The 17,578-nt window shown below is 72.2% G+C and carries 14 protein-coding genes; all 14 read left to right on the top strand.

Annotated elements, in window-relative coordinates:
• The first annotated feature begins 143 nt into the window (after positions 1–143).
• A complete protein-coding gene (locus ACFXHB_RS17970) occupies positions 144–2,351 on the top strand; it encodes a hypothetical protein (protein WP_380575288.1) in 2,208 nt (735 codons plus the stop codon).
• 26 nt (positions 2,352–2,377) lie between these two features.
• The gene (locus ACFXHB_RS17975) at positions 2,378–3,241 is read left to right on the top strand and encodes a DUF4238 domain-containing protein (RefSeq protein ID WP_380575289.1); all 864 of its coding nucleotides are present in this window, start codon (positions 2,378–2,380) and stop codon (positions 3,239–3,241) included.
• Between the two features lie 264 nt (positions 3,242–3,505).
• Positions 3,506–3,751: an RNA polymerase subunit sigma-70 gene (locus tag ACFXHB_RS17980; RefSeq protein ID WP_380575291.1), complete on the top strand. Its 246-nt coding sequence runs from the start codon at positions 3,506–3,508 to the stop codon at positions 3,749–3,751.
• A gap of 3 nt (positions 3,752–3,754) precedes the next feature.
• Positions 3,755–4,321 (top strand): Clp protease N-terminal domain-containing protein, encoded by a 567-nt coding sequence (locus tag ACFXHB_RS17985; RefSeq protein WP_380575293.1) that lies wholly within the window; start codon positions 3,755–3,757, stop codon positions 4,319–4,321.
• A 228-nt stretch (positions 4,322–4,549) separates the two neighbouring features.
• Complete coding sequence (locus tag ACFXHB_RS17990; RefSeq protein ID WP_380575295.1) at positions 4,550–6,307, top strand: ATP-binding protein; 1,758 nt, start codon at positions 4,550–4,552, stop codon at positions 6,305–6,307.
• Positions 6,307–6,759, top strand: a complete 453-nt coding sequence (locus tag ACFXHB_RS17995) for a roadblock/LC7 domain-containing protein (RefSeq protein WP_380575296.1) — start codon at positions 6,307–6,309, stop codon at positions 6,757–6,759. Before ACFXHB_RS17990 ends, ACFXHB_RS17995 begins: the two co-directional genes overlap by 1 nt.
• Positions 6,756–7,124, top strand: coding sequence for a DUF742 domain-containing protein (locus ACFXHB_RS18000; RefSeq protein ID WP_380575297.1), 369 nt, complete (start codon positions 6,756–6,758; stop codon positions 7,122–7,124). Before ACFXHB_RS17995 ends, ACFXHB_RS18000 begins: the two co-directional genes overlap by 4 nt.
• The gene (locus tag ACFXHB_RS18005; protein ID WP_380575298.1) at positions 7,105–7,821 is read left to right on the top strand and encodes an ATP/GTP-binding protein; all 717 of its coding nucleotides are present in this window, start codon (positions 7,105–7,107) and stop codon (positions 7,819–7,821) included. The genes ACFXHB_RS18000 and ACFXHB_RS18005 overlap by 20 nt, the downstream gene beginning before the upstream one ends.
• Positions 7,818–9,062: a cytochrome P450 gene (locus ACFXHB_RS18010; RefSeq protein WP_380575299.1), complete on the top strand. Its 1,245-nt coding sequence runs from the start codon at positions 7,818–7,820 to the stop codon at positions 9,060–9,062. The genes ACFXHB_RS18005 and ACFXHB_RS18010 overlap by 4 nt, the downstream gene beginning before the upstream one ends.
• Positions 9,063–9,170: 108 nt before the next feature.
• Positions 9,171–10,376: a cytochrome P450 gene (locus ACFXHB_RS18015; RefSeq protein WP_380575300.1), complete on the top strand. Its 1,206-nt coding sequence runs from the start codon at positions 9,171–9,173 to the stop codon at positions 10,374–10,376.
• 283 nt (positions 10,377–10,659) lie between these two features.
• Positions 10,660–12,042: an ABC transporter substrate-binding protein gene (locus ACFXHB_RS18020; protein WP_380575301.1), complete on the top strand. Its 1,383-nt coding sequence runs from the start codon at positions 10,660–10,662 to the stop codon at positions 12,040–12,042.
• 103 nt (positions 12,043–12,145) lie between these two features.
• Positions 12,146–13,153, top strand: coding sequence for a carbohydrate ABC transporter permease (locus ACFXHB_RS18025; RefSeq protein WP_380575302.1), 1,008 nt, complete (start codon positions 12,146–12,148; stop codon positions 13,151–13,153).
• Positions 13,150–14,217 carry a carbohydrate ABC transporter permease gene (locus ACFXHB_RS18030; RefSeq protein ID WP_380575303.1) on the top strand — a complete coding sequence of 356 codons (1,068 nt, stop codon included), beginning with the start codon at positions 13,150–13,152 and terminating at the stop codon, positions 14,215–14,217. Before ACFXHB_RS18025 ends, ACFXHB_RS18030 begins: the two co-directional genes overlap by 4 nt.
• A gap of 97 nt (positions 14,218–14,314) precedes the next feature.
• Positions 14,315–17,461, top strand: a complete 3,147-nt coding sequence (locus ACFXHB_RS18035) for an Ig-like domain-containing protein (protein ID WP_380575304.1) — start codon at positions 14,315–14,317, stop codon at positions 17,459–17,461.
• Positions 17,462–17,578 lie beyond the last annotated feature (117 nt).

The raw sequence follows: 17,578 nt of genomic DNA on the forward strand, positions 1-17,578 counted from the left end.
GCGCGAGCTACGAGCGCAGGGCCGAGGAACGCCACGAACGCCGGAGTCGGATCACCACACTGATCACCGCCTTCTTGCCCGGCTTGGATACGGAGGCCATCTCGACAGCGCTACTGGCAGCCAGGGCCGACCGCGGTGTCGCCTTGCGGGAGCTCGACGACCACCTGGCCGCCCACCCTGACGCGCTCACCTCCGGTGACCCGCGCTGCCCGGCCGCGATCGTCCGCCTCGCCCAGGCCCTGACCGTCGCCGGTCACGCCGGGGCCACCTTGCCCAGCTGCTCGGACTGCCGACGGGCCGGCATTCCGCTGCCCCGCAGCGGCCCGGGCGGCCGGATCTGCCAGGCATGCGCCGCCCGAAGCCCCCGCAACAAGAAACCGTGCGCCCGCTGCGGCCGCACCGCCCGGATCTTCGCCCGCCGCGACGAAGGCGGCATCTGCTACTCCTGCTACCGCACGGACCCGCAGGTCACCGAGAACTGCGCTGGCTGCGAACGGCTGCGGATGCCCGTCACCCGCTGCCCGGACGGCCAGCCGCTCTGCGAAGCCTGCTGGACCTCGCCCGCGCATACCTGCACCGCCTGCGGAACCATCGGCCAGGCTCACTCCCTCGGCCCGGCCGGAGCACTCTGCAAAACCTGCTACCGCCGCCTCGCCCAGCCCCGCCGGACCTGCGGCAACTGCGGCAAAATCCAGCAGATCGTGCGCCGGGCCACGACCCACAGCCCGGACCTGTGCTGGAACTGCGCGACCCCGGCCGCCGTCCAGTGCTCCGTCTGCGGTCAGGTCCGCCCCTGCACCAAGAACGCCGAGGGTCGACTTCTCTGCCGCACCTGCCGGCCCCGTGCCACCCACCCATGCTCGGCCTGCGGGCAGGATCGCCCCGTCCAGGCACACTGGCCGCGCGGGTCGGTCTGCGGCGCCTGCTACGTCCGCATCCTCGACCACCCCGAGCAGTGCCACCACTGTCGAGAACTCCAACCCCTGATTGCGCAGGACGAGGGCCGCCGTGGGATCTGCGGGCCATGCGCCGGACTGCCCGGCGTCTACACCTGCCCCGCTTGCGGCAAGGGCGGGCGGCTCTATGCCGATGGCCGCTGTCCTCGCTGCATCCTCGCGGCTCGGCTTGAAGAACACCTTGCCGGGCCAGACGGTCACGTCTCTGCTCAACTCCAGCCACTGGCAGGTGCGTTGTCGGCTGCCGACGACTCGCGCGGCGTCCTGTGCTGGCTGAAGCGAAGCCCGAACGCCCGCCTGCTCGGCGAACTGGCAGCCAGTGGCACGCCGGTCAGCCACGACGTCCTGGACGAGCTCCCACCCAGCCGCTACGAGCACTACGTTCGCCAGGCCCTTGTCCACACCGGCGTCCTGCCCGAGCACAACGACGACCTCGACCGGATCCCCGCCTGGCTGGACCAGCTCCTGGCCGACCACCCTGCCAGACACGCCACCCTGGTCCGCCCGTTCGTCCACTGGTTCTTGCTCAAGCGGGCCCGTCGCCGGGCCGCCCATCGGGGACGACCAGCCATGGCCGGCTCCTACGTCCGCACCCGGGTTCGCGTCGCCCTCGAACTGCTCACCTGGCTCGACGAGAGGCAGCTCGCGCTCGGCGATCTCACCCAGGATCGCCTCGACCAGTGGCTCGCGAACGGCAACACCCGCAACTACACCGTCCGCTACTTCCTCGGCTGGGCCACCCAGCGCGGCCTCCTGCCCGAGCTGACCGTCCCGCCCATTCCCCGCCAGGAGCCAACGCGGATCCTGGACGAGGACGAACGCTGGCAGCACCTCAGCCGCATGCTGAACGACTCCGCACTGCCCCTGGATGTCCGTGCCGCCGGCGCCCTGGTGCTGCTGTTCGGATTGCCGACCTCGCGGATCCGACACCTCCGCGTCGAGCACCTCCAAGACCACGACGGCCAGATGCACCTCGACATCGGCTCGCCGCCGGTGCTGGTCCCACCGAAGCTGGCCGTGCTGCTGCGTCAGCTCGCCGAGATGCCGGGCCGGCAGCCCAGGATCAACGCTGACGTCCCCGGACCGCGCTGGCTCTTCCCCGGTCTGCTGCCCGGCCGGCCAGTCGCATCGTCCGGGTTCAGCAGCGAGCTCCTCGACCACGGGATCGACGCCCGACGCGCGCGCAACGCGGCACTCATCGCGCTCTCGGAGGACGTCCCGCCCCCGATCCTGGCTGACCTCCTCGGCCTCCACATCATGACGGCCGTCCGCTGGGCCGACATCGCCCGGCGGGACTGGACCAACTACCTCGCCGCCCGCGATCAAGATACTGGGAGTTCACGATCAACCGACCCACCAAGCACAACCACCACACCGTCCCGCGCTTCTACCTGAACCGCTTCGCGAACGACACCAAGGAGGTGATCCGCACCACGATCCCGGAGGGCCGGAGCAAGCGCGTTTCCACCAAGAGCGCCACCGTCGTCGAGGACTTCTACATGGTGGAGGCCGCAGACGGAACGATGACTGACGAGATCGAGGAGATCCTGAGCCGGCTGGAGAGCGCCGCCGCTCCCGCCATCAAAACGCTCGTGGACCGGAGCGCCTGGCCCATCCCTCCCGAGACGCGCGAGGCAGTAGCGGCATGGGCGGCGATGCAGTACCTCCGCACACCGGCGGCACGGCAGGGCAACAACGAGGTCGCCGACGTGTCCTTGAAGCTGGAGATCGCGGCCAAGGGTCGGGGCGGCATGCGCGAGGCACTCGAAGCAGTCGAGGGCCGGGCAGTCTCGGAAGCTGAGGTCGATGAGGCATGGCAGCTGATGACCGATTTCGACGACTACGCGTTGGAGCCTCACCAGAACGATCACATCTCCATGATGGGCCGACTCTTCCGTGGAACCGCTTGGCAGTTCTACGGTCGGAGCTGGAACCTGATCCACTTCGAGCGGAAGGCGCTGGTCACCACCGACACCCCCGTCGTCCTCATGAAGCCCTTCGGTCAGGACCCTCAGCTGCCGATTGGTATGGCGACCGCCGGTGGAGCGCTCGTCGCCCTGGACCGCCGAGTCGGACTGATCATGACCAACGAACAACTCGGGGACGCCCAGATACCGGGAAGCACCACGCTCGCGAACTCACTCAACCAGAGGTTGGTCTGGGAAGCGCGCAGTCACATCTTCCATCACCCCGACGACAACCCGCTGCAGGGTCTGTCACTGCCCTTTCGCCGCGAGCGGGAGGTGGAGTTCACTGACCCTCGCCAGGCCCTCCCCGGGGAATAGTGCACCCCTCGAATAAGTGCACATCCCCAGTGCCTGGCTGGATACAGGACGGTTACCCCTGAGGGGTGACGTCCGGGGCGGGGCGAGGACCTTCACGGTCCTCGCCCCGCCCCTTTTCGCGTGGTGGGACCGATCCCGGGAGCCGGGGGTGTTCCGCGGGCTGTGAGGACGGGGCGCGCGGGGCCGGGAGGGGGCCCCGGGGGGCTTCGAGCGCGGATGTCAACTGGGGTTGACACTCGCGCGGCGTCAACCTACGTTGACCGCATGAGCGAGAACGGAGAACTCGCGGCAGCCGCGAGCAGCCGGGACCCGGCGGTCGGGCTCCGGTCGGTCCGGGCGCTGCGCGACCTGGCCGACCGGCTGGAGGGCCTGCAGGTCGGCAACGCCCGCGAGCAGGGGTGGTCCTGGCAGGACATCGCGGTCTGTCTCGGCGTGACCAGGCAGGCCGTGCACAAGAAGTACGCCCGGCGTGGTTCCGGGGGTTCCGGGAGCGAGAAGGACGGAGGCTGAGCCATGTTCGAGCGCTTCACCGACGATGCGCGCAGTGTGGTGGGCCGGGCGGGCCAGGAGGCGGCGCGGCTCGGACACGGGCGGATCGGGAGCGAGCACCTGCTGCTGGCCGTCGTCGCGATGCCGAGGGATCCGTCGGCGGCCGTGCTGGTCGAGGCGGGGCTGGACCACGCCGCCGTGCGGCGGGCGGTGCTCCGTCTGCGTGGCGGCGCCGACGACGCGGAGGCGCTGGCGGCGATCGGGGTGGATCTGGACGCCGTCCGGGAAGCCGTCGAGTCGGCGTTCGGGGAGGGTGCGCTGGATGCCCGGCCGGAGGAGGCCGGGGCCGGCCGGCGGGGCTGGTTCCGCTCCGACCCCAAGGGTGGGCGGGTGCCGTTCACGCCCCCGGCGAAGAAGGTGCTGGAACTGTCACTGCGCGAGTCGCTCCGGCTGAAGTCCGGCCACATCGCGGTCGGACACCTGCTGCTCGGGGTGGTCCGGGAGGGGGACGGGCTCGGTGCCAGGATCATCGCCGATCACGGGCTGGACGCCGCCGCGGTGCGCCGGGCGGTGGATGTCACCTTGAGTTGATCGAGGTGCGACGACCCGGTCGCCAATCGGTGCACAAGGCGTGAACGAACGGGACTGTCCGTCAACTCGCCGGTTGAGGGCAGTAGCTGAATGGATATGATCGGCCGAAAGCGTGAACCGATCAGCCGCCCGGAGACGTTTCTATACGTCGGCCGGGCGGTCGCACGTGAGCCCGCCCTGCTGTCGGCGTCCGCCCGTCGACGCCCGCCGCTGCCGAGGACCGCATCGATGAGAGAACGCACCAGCCCCGACGGCAGGGCGCGCCGACGCCCGGCCCCGCGTACCGCGGCCCTCACCGCCGCGGCCGTCCTGTTGGCAGGCGTCGCCGCCCCGGTGGCGGCAGGCCGGGCTCTGGCGGCGCACCAGCCGCTGACGGCCGCCGCGGTCTGCGCGGTCGCGGTGCTCTGGCTGATCGCGGTCGGGCTGGCGGCGACCGCGACCGAGCGCGCCCGCCGGCTGGCGGAGGAGCTCGCCGCCCAGCAGGACCGGACCGGTGCGGCGCTCGAACGGGCCGCCACCGCCGAGTCCGCCGAGGCGGCGGCCCACGCCCGGATCGCCGCCGCCGACACCGCGCGGAAGGCGGCCCGGGGCGAGCGGGCGGACGCCGAGGCCGAGGTCGGGACCGTGCGCGCCGAACTGGCCCGGGTGCGGGCCGAGCTGGAGACCGAGCAGGCCGCGCGCGCCGCGCTGGACCGGCTGGCCGGGGACGTCCTGCCCGAGGTGGTGAAGAAGCTCCGTGACGGCGCGTCCGTGGACAGCGCGCTCGCGGCACACCGTACGCACCCCCAGCACGCGCTGCTGCGCGCCCTCGCCGAGGAGATCGGCCGGGGCGAGCGGCTGCGGGCCGCCGCCCTCGCGGTCTGCGCGACCGCCGCCGGGCGGGTCCAGGCGCTCGCCACGAGCATGCACGCCGAGCTGCGCGAGATGCAGCACCGGCACGACGAGGAGGTCCTCGGCGACCTGCTGCGACTGGACCACTCCACGGCGCAGGCCGGCCGGATGGCCGACAGCATCGCGGTGCTCACCGGCGCCCGCTCGGGCCGGCGCTGGGCCAAGCCGATCGCGGTGGAGTCGGTGCTGCGCGGTGCGCTCGGCCGGATCGGCGCCTACCAGCGGGTCCGGCTGCACAACGCCAGCGCGGCCGCGGTCGCCGGGTTCGCCGCCGAGGGCGTGATGCACGCGCTCGCCGAACTGCTCGACAACGCCACCAACTTCTCCGCCCCGCCGGCCGAGGTGCACGTCTACGTCGAGGAGGTGCCGGCCGGGCTGGCCGTCACCGTCGAGGACAGCGGCCTCGGCCTGAGCGAGAGCTGGCTGCGCCGGGCCGAGCGGGCCGTCTCCGCCGAGCCGCTGGACCTCACCACGCTCACGGCCGGGACGCGGCTCGGCCTCGCGGTGGTCGGGGCGCTGGCCCGCAAGTACGGGCTGCAGATCTCCTTCCGGCCGTCGGCGCGCGGTGGCACGGGGGTGGTGATGCTCATCCCGCAGCAGTTGGTGACGCACCCCGCTCCGGAGCCCGCCGCGGCGCCCGCGCCCGTTCCGGCCCGGGTGACGACACCGGCGCGCCCGGCACTCACGCCGGCGCTCACACCTGCGCCCGCGCCCACGCTCGCGCCGACCCGCCCCCCGGTCCGGGCTGCCGCCCCGGGTGCCGAGACCTCCGCGCCGGCCCCGGCGCAGGTCACCGACAGCGGTTTGCCGCAGCGCCGCCGGGGGCAGACGCTCGCCGCCGCCGGTGCCACGACCACCGGGGTGCCCGCCGCCAAGCCCGGACGCGGCGACGCGGCGAGCGCCGCCGCCCGGTTCGGCGCCTTCCGGCGTGCCGCCCAGCAGGCCGGGAGCGGCAGCGCGCCGATGACCGACAGCGCACCCGGGACCGACAGAGCACCCGGGGCCGACAGCGCACCCGCCACCGCCACCCGGCCGACCACGGACACCACGGACACCACGCCCGACGCCTCCCCCGTCACCGAGAAGGACTCCTGATGAGCAGCGTTATCGACCGTGACCTCGACTGGCTGTTGGAGAACCTGCTGACCGCCACCCCCGGCGCCCGGCACGCCCTGGTGCTCTCGGCCGACGGCCTCCGGCTCTGTCACAGCGCCGGGCTGAGCGCCGACCAGGCCGACCAGCTGGCCGCGATCGCCTCCGGGATGCAGAGCCTGGCGCACGGCGCCTCGGTGGAGTTCGGCGACGGCAGCGGCGGTGTGCGGCAGTCGATGACCGAGTTCCACGGTGGCATCCTCTGCATCGTGGCCGCCGGTGAGGGCGCCCACCTCGCGGTCGTCACCGACGACGAGGCGGACGTGGGCGTGGTCGGCCACAACATGCACGGACTGATCGAGCAGATCGGTGCGCACCTCAGTGCCCCGGCCCGTGAGGACGCGGTGGTCGGGGCGGACACGGGCGCGGTGCCGCGAGAGAGCGCCGGGATATGAGCGGGCGGCCGGTCCTGCCGGGCCGCGACGACGACCCGGACCGCCTCTACACCATCACCCGGGGCCGCAGCCGTTCCCCGGAGAACGCCTTCGACCTGGTCACCCTGATCGTCGCCGAGCGGGAGCCGGCCCCGGGCATGCAGTCGGAGCACGCGCGCATCCTGCGGCTGTGCGAGGCCCCGACGGCCGTCGTGGAGGTCGCCGCGGAGCTGGCGCTGCCGGTCTCGGTGGTGAAGATCCTCCTCGGCGACCTGCTGGAGACCGGGGCGGTCACCGCCCGGCACCCCCGGTTCGCCCCCCACAAGGCCCGGCTGCCCGATCTCGACACGCTGAAGCAGGTGTTGCATGGACTCCAACAGCTCTGAGACGCCCGCGGGCGGGCGCACCCCGCTGCGCGGTACCGCCGACAACGCGCTGAAGATCGTCGTGGTCGGCGGGTTCGGTGTCGGCAAGACGACCCTGGTCGGCGCGGTCAGCGAGATCCGTCCGCTGAACACCGAGGAGACCATGACCAAGGCGGGCGAGGGCATCGACGACCCCTCGGGTGCCTGGGGCAAGCGCTCCACCACGGTCGCGTTCGACTTCGGCCGGATCACCCTCTCCGCGAGCCAGGTGCTGTACCTGTTCGGCGCGCCCGGTCAGGAGCGCTTCTGGTTCCTCTGGGACCGCCTGTTCAGCGGCGCGCTCGGCGCGGTCGTCCTGGTGGACACCCGGCGGCTGGAGGAGTCCTGGTACGCCATCGACCGGCTGGAGCACCACGGCACGCCGTTCATCGTGGCCCGCAACAACTTCGGCGAGCCGGGTCACACGCTGGAGCAGGTGCGCGCGGCGCTCGACCTGCCCGCCGAGGTGCCGTTGGTGGACTGCGACGCGCGCGACCGGGAGTCGAGCAAGCAGGTGCTGATCGAGCTGGTCCGCCATCTGGCCGCCCGGGTGGAGGCCGGGGGCACGGCCGCGCCGGTCGGGGCCGGGCACCCGGACCGGGTGGCCGCGGCCACCCCGGTCGCGCTGTCCGCCGCCGGCCCCACCCACCCGTCCCCGTACGAGGAGAGCACCCCGTGACCGAGCCCGCCGCCACCCCGCCGCCGGGCTGCCCGGCGCACGCCGGTGCCACCCCGCTGTACGGGCCGCGCTTCCAGACCGACCCGTCCCAGCTCTACCGCGAGTTGCGGGCCGCGCACGGTCCGGTGGCCCCGGTCGAGCTGGCCGGCGGTGTCCCCGCCTGGCTGGTGATCGGCTACCGGGAGCTGCAGCTGGTGACCGGTCAGCCGCAGCTGTTCGGACGGGACTCCACCCGCTGGAACGCCTGGGGGAGCATCCCCGAGGACTGGCCGCTGAAGCCGATGATGGCCCCGGCGCCGTCGATGCTGTACACCGAGGGCGAGGAGCACGTGCGCCGCTCGCGGGCCGTCACGGACGCGCTGGCCGCCGTCGACCCGTACGAGCTGCGCAAGCACTGCGAGGAGATCGCGGACCGGCTGATCGACGGGTTCGCCGGGCGCGGTGAGGCCGACCTGGTCGCCGAGTACGCGCACCGGATGCCGCTGCTGGTGCTCTGCCGGCTGCTCGGGCTGAGCGAGGAGCAGGCGCCCGTCCTGATCGACGGGCTGCTGGCCATGCTGGACGGCGGGCCGGACGCTCCGGCGGGGGCGCAGCGGCTGCTCGGCGTGATGCTGGACGTGGTCCGGGAGAAGGCCGAGCACCCGTCCGACGACCTGGCCTCGCGGATGCTGTTGCACGAGGCGGGCCTGGACCACGACGAGGTGATGCGCGATCTGCGCGTCCTGCTGATCGCCGGTCACCAGCCCTGCTCGTACTGGATCTCCAACGCGCTGCGGCTGATGCTCACCGACGAGCGGTTCGCCGCCTCCCTCTCGGGTGGCCGGCGCAGCATCAACCAGGCGCTGAACGAGGCGCTCTGGGAGGACACTCCGACGCAGATCTTCGCCGGGCGCTGGGCGGTCCGGGACACCCTGCTCGGCGGCCAGCGGATCGCGGCGGGCGACATGATCCTGCTCGGCTTCGCGGGGGCGAACGCGGACCCGTCGGTGCGGCAGGCCGACGGCAGCCCGGCGGAGGGCAACCGGGCGCACATGAGCTACTCGTACGGCGAGCACGGCTGCCCGTTCCCGGCCCAGGAGGCCGCCGAGGTGATCGCCACCACCGCGATCGAGGTGTTGCTGGACCGGCTCCCGGACCTCCGGCTGGGGGTGGCCGAGCACGCGCTGGTGTGGCGGCCGTCGGCGTGGGTGCGCGGTCTGATGGCACTGCCGGTGTCGTTCGCACCGGGCTACGCGGTCTGACGGCACTGCCGGTGCCGTTCGCGCCGGGCCGGGCGGTCCGAGCCCGGCCGCTTGCCGTGCCCGACCGGACCGGAACCAGGAACCAGGAAACCAAGGAGAGTTGTGCGGATGACCGCCCCGATAGCGCTCGATCCGCTGGCGCGTGACAACGCCGCCGAGGGGGCGCTGCTGCGCGCCGCCGGCCCGGCGGTGGCGGTGGAGCTGCCCGGTGGCGTGGCCGCCTGGGCGGTGACCCGGCACGCGGCCGCGCGCGACCTGCTGACCGACGCCCGGCTGGTGAAGGACGCCGCGCACTGGGCGGCCTACCAGCGCGGCGACGTGCCCGGGACGTGGCCGCTGATCGGCCTGGCGGTACCCGGCCCCAGCATGGTGACCACCGACGGCGCCCAGCACCGCCGGCTGCGGACGCTGGTGGCGCAGGCGTTCACGCCGCGCCGGGTGGAGCTGATGCGCCCCCGCGTGGAGGCGATCACCCACGGCCTGCTGGACGCGCTGGCGGTGGGGGAGCGGCTGGTCGACCTCAAGTCGGTCTTCGCCTTTCCGCTGCCGATGACGGTGATCTGCTCGCTGTTGGGTGTCCCGGAGTCCGACCACGCCCTGCTGCGGGACCTCTACGAGCAGTTCTTCGGCATCCGGCCCAACCCGGACGGCATTCAGGCGACCATCGCCGGGTTGAACGCCTTCGTCAACGACCTGGTGGCGAAGCGCCGTTCGGAGCCCGGGGACGACCTGGCCAGCGCGCTGCTGGCGGCGGACACCGAGGGCGGGGCGCTGAGCGACGCGGAGGCGGCGGCCACCCTGCGAGTGATCATCGCGGCGGGCCACGAGACCACGGTCAACCTGATCGGCAACGCCGTCCGGGCGCTGCTCACCCACCCGGACCAGCTGGAGCTGGTCCGTGCGGGCACCGTGTCCTGGGACGCGGTGGTCGAGGAGTCGCTCCGGTGGACGCCGCCGACCAGCAACTTCCTGTTCCGGTTCACCACCGACGACGTCGAGGTCGGCGCCGTCGTGATCCCCAAGGGCGAGCCGGTGCTGATCTCCTACAACGCGATCGGCCGGGATCCGGCGCAGCACGGGGTGACCGCCGAACTGTTCGACATCACCAGGGACCCGAGCCGTCACCTGTCCTTCGGTCACGGTCCGCACGTCTGCCCGGGGTCCCCGCTGGCCCGGCTGGAAGCGGGGGTCGCGCTGCCGGCGCTGTTCGAGCGGTTCCCGGAGCTGGCCCTGGCGGTGCCGGACGAGGAGCTGCGGCCGAGTCCCTCGCTGGTGGTGAACTCGCTGCGGGAGCTGCCGGTCCGGCTCTTCTGAGACCCGGACCGGTCGGGGTCTCGGTCGGGGCCGGGGTCGGGGCCGTCGGTGTTCGACGGCGCGTCGGCCCGTTCGGCCCGTCCGGCCCGTCCGGCCCGGCCGCGCCCGGGTCACAACTGGGGCACTTGCCGATGAAGGTCGAACGCGGACCTTGGCGGAGGGGGGCTGCTGCGTTAACGTCGTCAAACCGGCCGCCCGCCGCGTCCATGTCGATCTCCGGTACAGCGCAATGTCGTTCTGTCGTACTGCCGGCGCTCCGTGCGCCCTGGCGAGGAGGACCGCATTGACCCCCACCCCGACCGCGCCGTCAGCGAGGTCCCGCCGTCTGGCCGTCGTGCCCGCCGTGCTGGCGGCGCTGGCGCTGACCGCGGCCTGCTCCAACAGTTCGAGCTCCGGCGGCGGTTCGGGTGGCGGGGGCGAGACCCTGGCCGGTGACTGCGCCAAGTACCAGCCCTACGCGGGGCATTCCGGCAGCACGGTGACGATCTTCGCCTCGATCCTCAGCCCGGAGTCGGACAATCTGGAGAAGTCCTGGGCCGAGTTCTCCAAGTGCACCGGTATCAAGATCAGTTATGAGGGCTCCAACGACTTCGAGTCCCAGCTGCCGGTCCGGGTGACCGGCGGCAACGCCCCGGACTTCGCGATCATCCCGCAGCCCGGCCTGCTGGCCCAGATGGTCAAGAGCGGCAAGGTGGCCAAGCCCCCCGCGCAGACCGTCGCCAACCAGGAGAAGTGGAGCCCGGTCTGGAAGAGCTACGGTTCGGTCAACGGCACCTTCTACGCGGCGCCGATGAGCGCCAACATGAAGTCGCTGGTCTGGTACTCGCCGAAGGCCTTCCAGCAGGCCGGCTACGCGGTGCCGCAGTCCTGGGCCGACCTGATGGCGCTCAGCGACCGGATCGCCAAGGCGGGCGCCGGCAAGCCCTGGTGCGGCGGGATCGCCTCCGGGACGGCCACCGGCTGGCCGGCCACCGACTGGCTGGAGGAGGTGGTGCTGGGCTCCTACGGCGGCGAGGTGTACGACCAGTGGGTCAGCCACAAGGTGAAGTTCTCCGACGAGAAGATCACCACCGCGATGAAGACCGTGGCGGACTGGATGCAGAACCCCGCCTGGGTCAACGGCGGCTACGGTGACGTGAAGTCGATCGCCACCACGACCTTCCAGGACGCGGGCGCCCCGATCCTCACCGGCAAGTGCTTCCTGCTCCAGCAGGCGTCCTTCTACAAGGCGCAGTGGCCCAAGGACACCAAGGTCGGCCCGGACGGCGACATCTTCGCCTTCCGGCTGCCGGCCGTGAACCCGCAGGTGCCCAGCCCGGTCGAGGGCGGCGGGGAGTTCCTGACGGCGTTCGCGAGCCGGCCCGAGGTGCAGGCGGTGCAGAACTACCTGTCCAGCTCGGACTGGGCGAGCAGCCGGGTGCGGACCGCGACCGGCTGGGTCTCCGCGAACCAGGGCGTGGACAAGGCCCTGTACACCGACCCGATCGACCGGCTCTCCGCCGCCGCGCTCACCGATCCGGCGGCCACCTTCCGCTTCGACGGTTCCGACCTGATGCCGGCCGCGGTCGGGGCCGGGCAGGAGTGGAAGTCGCTGACGGCCTGGTTCGCCGAGGGCCAGTCCATCCAGAAGACCGCCGCCGACATCGACGCGGCCTGGCCGCAGTAGCGGTTCCCACCGCACGGACCACCTGTCGAGGGCGGTGCGGGGCCACCCACCCGCACCGCCCGCCCCCTCCTCTCTGCCCGTGACAGGGAAAGGACGCGCAGCCATGTCCCGCACCGCCACCATGCTCGCCGACGGAGCCTGGGGCGACGCCGCAGTCAAGTTCGGCAACAGCTTCGGCGCCGTCGCCGGCTTCCTGGGCATCCTGCTGCTGGTCTTCCTGGTGGCAGGCCGGGCCTCCGGCCGGATCGCCCGGCCGCTCTCCGTCCTGGTCTTCCTCGGTCCGGCGGTCGTGCTGCTGCTCGTCGGCCTGGTCGCCCCGCTGGTCCGCACCGTCTACCTGAGCCTCTACAACGACGACAGCAGCCGGTTCGTCGGCGGTGAGAACTTCGGCTGGGCGCTCACCACCGATTCGGTGCAGAAGATCCTGGTGACCACCCTGCTCTGGCTGGTGGTCGCGCCGCTCGCCGCCACCGGCCTCGGGCTGGTCCTGGCGCTGCTGGTGGACCGGATGCGCGGCCAGGCCGTGTACAAGTCGCTGATCTTCATGCCGATGGCCATCTCACTGGTCGGCGCCTCGATCATCTTCAAGTTCGTCTACGAGTCGCGTGACGCCGCCCAGTCGCAGATCGGCCTGCTCAGCCAGCTCGCCGTCACGCTGGGCTGGGAGCACCCGCCGAACTGGATGCTCTCCCAGCCGCTCAACACCTTCCTGTTGATGGCGGTGATGGTCTGGGTGCAGACCGGTTTCGCGATGGTCGTCCTCTCGGCGGCGATCAAGGCGATCCCGGACGAGGTCACCGAGGCCGCGCGGCTGGACGGCGCGGGCGGGGTGCGGCTGTTCTGGTACGTCACGGTGCCGATGATCCGCACCACGGTGGTGGTGGTGCTCACCACGGTGATGATCACCACGCTCAAGGCCTTCGACATCGTCCGCACCATGACCGGCGGAAACTTCGGCACCCAGGTGCTGGCCAACGAGATGTACTCGCAGTCCTTCGTGCAGTTCAACACCGGGCGGGGCAGCGCGCTCGCGGTGATCCTCTTCCTCGCGGTGCTGCCGCTGGTGGCCTACAACATCGTCCAGCTGCGGAAGGAGCGCGGAGTCCGATGAGCGCGAACCGTCGGCCCGCCGACCGGCGTCGGGCCCCCTCCGACCGGCGTGCGTCCCCCTCCGACCGGCGTCCGCCGTCCTTCGACCGGCGTCGGTCGGGTGAGCGCCGGCGTCCGGCGTCCGAGCGCCGGTCGCCGGGCGGGCGCAGGCCGCTGGGCGAGCGCCGGGGCCCGGTCAGGCGGGCGTTCACCAGTCCGCTCGCCTCGGTCTTCGTGATCGCGGTGACGGTGCTGTGGACCGTCCCCACCCTCGGACTGCTCGCCACCTCGCTGCGCCCCAAGCAGGACGTCACCGCCGACGGCTGGTGGAACGTGTTCGTCCACCCCGACCTCGGTCTCTCGAACTACCACACCGTGCTGTTCGAGGGCGGTTCCGGCGTCTCCACCGGGCTGATGCCCTTCCTGGTCAACTCGCTGGCGATCAGCGTCCCGGCGACGCTCTTCCCGCTGGTGCTGGCGGCGATGGCCGCGTACGGCCTCGCCTGGGTGCGGTTCCGGGGCAGCGACACGGTGTTCTTCGTGGTGTTCGCGCTCCAGGTGGTGCCGATCCAGATGGCCCTGATCCCGCTGCTGCGACTGTTCTCCGGCGGTGCGCACCTGGGCTCGATGACGCTCCTCCCGGCGGTGGACCTGAAGGGCACCTACGCGCCGGTCTGGCTGGCGCACACCATGTTCGCGCTGCCCCTGGCGATCTTCCTGCTGCACAACTTCATCGCCCAGCTGCCGCGGGACCTGATGGAGGCGGCGGTGGTGGACGGCGCCTCGCACTTCAAGATCTTCCGCTCGATCGTGCTGCCGCTCTGCACGCCGGCGCTGGCCTCGTTCGCCATCTTCCAGTTCCTCTGGGTCTGGAACGACCTGCTGGTGGCGCTCACCTTCGCCGGCGGTACCCCCGAGGTGGCGCCGATGACCGTCCGGCTGGCACAGCTGTCCGGCTCCTTCGGCGGGCGCTGGGAACTGCTCACCGCCGGAGCGTTCCTGTCGATCATCGTGCCGCTGGCGGTCTTCTTCGGCCTCCAGCGGTACTTCGTCCGCGGCCTGCTGGCCGGTTCGGTCAAGGGTTAGTTCCGATCGGCGCGGGATGTGACGGTTTCGTGGACACGGTCGGCACCGAACCGGTACACCGATAGGGGCACTTGACCGAAGCGCATGGGGGGCGGCCATGGCAGGAGCAGGCATCCGCGCGGGCACCGGGTGGCGCGGCAGAGTCGGGGGCCTGCTGGTGGCCCTCACCACGGCGGCGGCGGTGGTCGCCGGTCCGGCGGCCGTTCCGGCGGCGGCCGCCACCGCGACCTTGGGCAGTACGGCCGTCGGTCCGTCCACCGACTCGGCGGACTCCAACTACCTGAACGCGTCCAGGTACGTGACCGGCGCGGCCGGCGGGACGGTCAGCAGCATGAGCGTCTACGTGGACGCGGTGGACGCGGCGCCGAACGACCGGTTCCAGGTGGCGGTCTACCGCGACAACGGGGGCAGCCCGGGTGCCCTGCTGGCGAGCAGCGCCGCGGCGACCCTGACCGCCGACAGCTGGAACACGGTGCCGCTGACCACGGCCCTCGCCGCCAACACCGCGTACTGGCTGGCCTACAACAGCAACGGGACGACCGCGGCCGTCAACAATCTGCGGTACAGCCCCGGCGGTACCAGCGTGTACGGCACCGGCGGCCGGGCGTACGGCAGTTGGCCGGCCGACTTCGGCCCGGTGACGTCCAGTGGTCTCAGCTTCTCGATCTACGCGACCTACACCGCGGAGCAGGCCCCGCCACCGCCGCCGCCGGGCGCCGGACCGGGTGGCGAGGGGCCGATCCTGCTGGTCACCAGCCAGGCCAATCCGTACACCCGCTACCTGGGCGAGATCCTCAAGGCCGAGGGGCTCAACTCCTACCGCATGGTGGACATCTCGGCGGTGACCGGCCCGCTGCTGGCCTCCGCGGACGTGGTGCTGCTGGGCGAGACGCCGCTCACCCCGGCCCAGGCGGCCCTGTTCACCACCTGGACCGGCGGCGGCGGCCGGCTGGTCGCGATGCGCCCCGACAAGCAGCTCGCACCGCTGTTCGGCCTCACCCCGGCCACCGGCACCCGGGCGGACGCCTACCTCAAGGTGGACACCTCCGCCGCCCCCGGCGCCGGGATCACCGGCGACACCATGGGCTACCACGGCGCCGCCGACCTCTACACGCTCAGCGGTGCCACCACCGTCGCCGCCCTGTACAGCGACGCCACCACGGCCACCGCCAACCCGGCCGTCACTCTGCGGACGGCGGGCAGTGGCCTGGCCGCCGCCTTCAGCTTCGACCTGGCCAGGTCGGTGGTGCAGACCCGCCAGGGCAACGCCGCCTGGGCCGGCCAGCAGCGGGACGGCACGGACGGGTACGAGGCCTCGGAGATGTTCTTCGGCACCGGGGGCCAGCCGGACTGGAACAACCTGGACAAGGCGCTGATCCCGATCGCCGACGAGCAGCAGCGGCTGCTGGCCAACCTGATCACCCTGGTCGACTCCACCCGCAAACCGCTGCCGCGCTTCTGGTACTTCCCGCGTGACGTCAAGGCCGTGGTGGTGATGACCGGCGACGACCACGGAGTCGGCGGCACGGCCGGCCGCTGGGACGGCTACATCGCGCAGAGTCCGCCCGGGTGCGACGTCGCCAACTGGGAGTGCGTCCGCGGCTCCTCGTACATCTACACCGACGATCCGCTGACCCCGGCGCAGGCCCAGGCCTACACCGACCAGGGCTTCGAGGTGGGCGTCCACGTCACCACCAACTGCCGCCCGTGGGGCAGCAGCTCCGCGCTGCAGGGCTACTACACCGACCAGTTGTCCGACTGGCGGGCCAAGTACCCGTCCCTGCCGGGCCCGTCGAGCAGCCGCACGCACTGCGTGGAGTGGGACGACTGGGCCACCCAGGCGAAGACCAAGCTGTCCAACGGCATCCGGCTGGACACCGACTACTACTTCTACCCGTCCACCTTCACCAAGGACCGCCCCGGTTACTTCAACGGCACCGCCCAGATCATGCGCTTCGCCGACACCGACGGCAGCGTGATCGACGAGTACCAGGCCACCACCCAGCTGACCGACGAGTCCGGCCAGTCCTACCCCGGCACCATCACCACGCTGCTCGACGCCGCCTACGGAGGCAAGGGCTACTACGCGGCCCTGACCGCGAACATCCACACCGACTTCGCCGCCTCCGCCGCCTCGGACGCGGTCATCGCCGCCGCGAAGGCGCGCGGCGTCCCGGTGGTCTCCGGCCGGCAGATGCTCACCTGGCTCGACGCGCGCAACGGCTCGGCCTTCGCCAAGCTGGCCTGGAGCGGCAGTGCGCTGACCTTCGACATCACCGGCGGGGCCAACGGGCTGCGGGCGATGCTGCCCGTCTCCGCCGCGTCCGGCACGCTCACCGGCATCTCCTCGGGCGGCCGGTCCGTCCCGTACCGGATCGAGACGATCAAGGGTGTGGCCTACGCGTTCTTCGACGGCGCGGTGGGCTCCTACACGGCCTCGTACGGCCGTGACACCACCCCGCCCGCCGTGACCGGGAGCAGCCCGGCCGGCGGTGCCACCGGCGTCGCACCGGGGACGGCGGTGCGCTTCTCGTTCGGTGAGCCGCTGGACCAGGCGAGCGTGACGGCCTCGGCCGTGACCGTGCGCACCGCGGGCGGCGCCGCCGTGGCCGGTGCGGTGACGTACGACGGCGCCGCCAACGGCGTGGTCTTCACACCGAGCACCCCCCTGGCGTTGACCACCGGCTACACCGCGAGCGTCCAAGGAGTGCGGGACACGTCCGGCAACGTGCTGGCGAGCCCGTACGCGATCTCCTTCACCACCGGGGGAGCGGCGCCCAGGACGCTCGGCAACACGGCGGTGGGCTCGCTGATCGACGACACCGACTCGCACCACCTGAACGGCAGCCGGATCACCACGGGGGCGTCGTCGGTGCCGCTCACCGCGCTCAGCGTGCACGTCGGCCCGGTCAGCGCGGCGCCGAACAACCAGTACCAGCTGGCCGTCTACGCCGATGCGGGCGGCTCGCCGGGCACGCTGGTCGCGGCGACCGGCAGCGGCACGCTCACCGCCAACGCCTGGAACTCGCTGCCCGTCGACCTCACGCTCACCGCCGGCACCGCGTACTGGCTGGTCTACAACAGCAACGGCACCGGCGCCTCGGTGAACAACATGAACTACTCCACCGGCCCGACCGGCTCGGGTGCCTACAGCAACGCGGTGGTGCCGTTCGGCAGCTGGCCCGCGGCGTTCGGGCCGGCGGTGAAGGACACGCTGCTGTACTCGCTCTACGGCTCCTACTGACCTCCTGACCGGCCCTCACGCCGGTCGCCGCCTGCTGGGAGGGCTCCCCGGAGGCCGCTGTCACAGCCTGGTGACAGTGGCCTCCCCGGTGTTTTTGAACTTGTTCAGAATGGTCTA

It is taken from the genome of Kitasatospora sp. NPDC059327 (genome assembly GCF_042752535.1).
Classification (GTDB): domain Bacteria; phylum Actinomycetota; class Actinomycetes; order Streptomycetales; family Streptomycetaceae; genus Kitasatospora.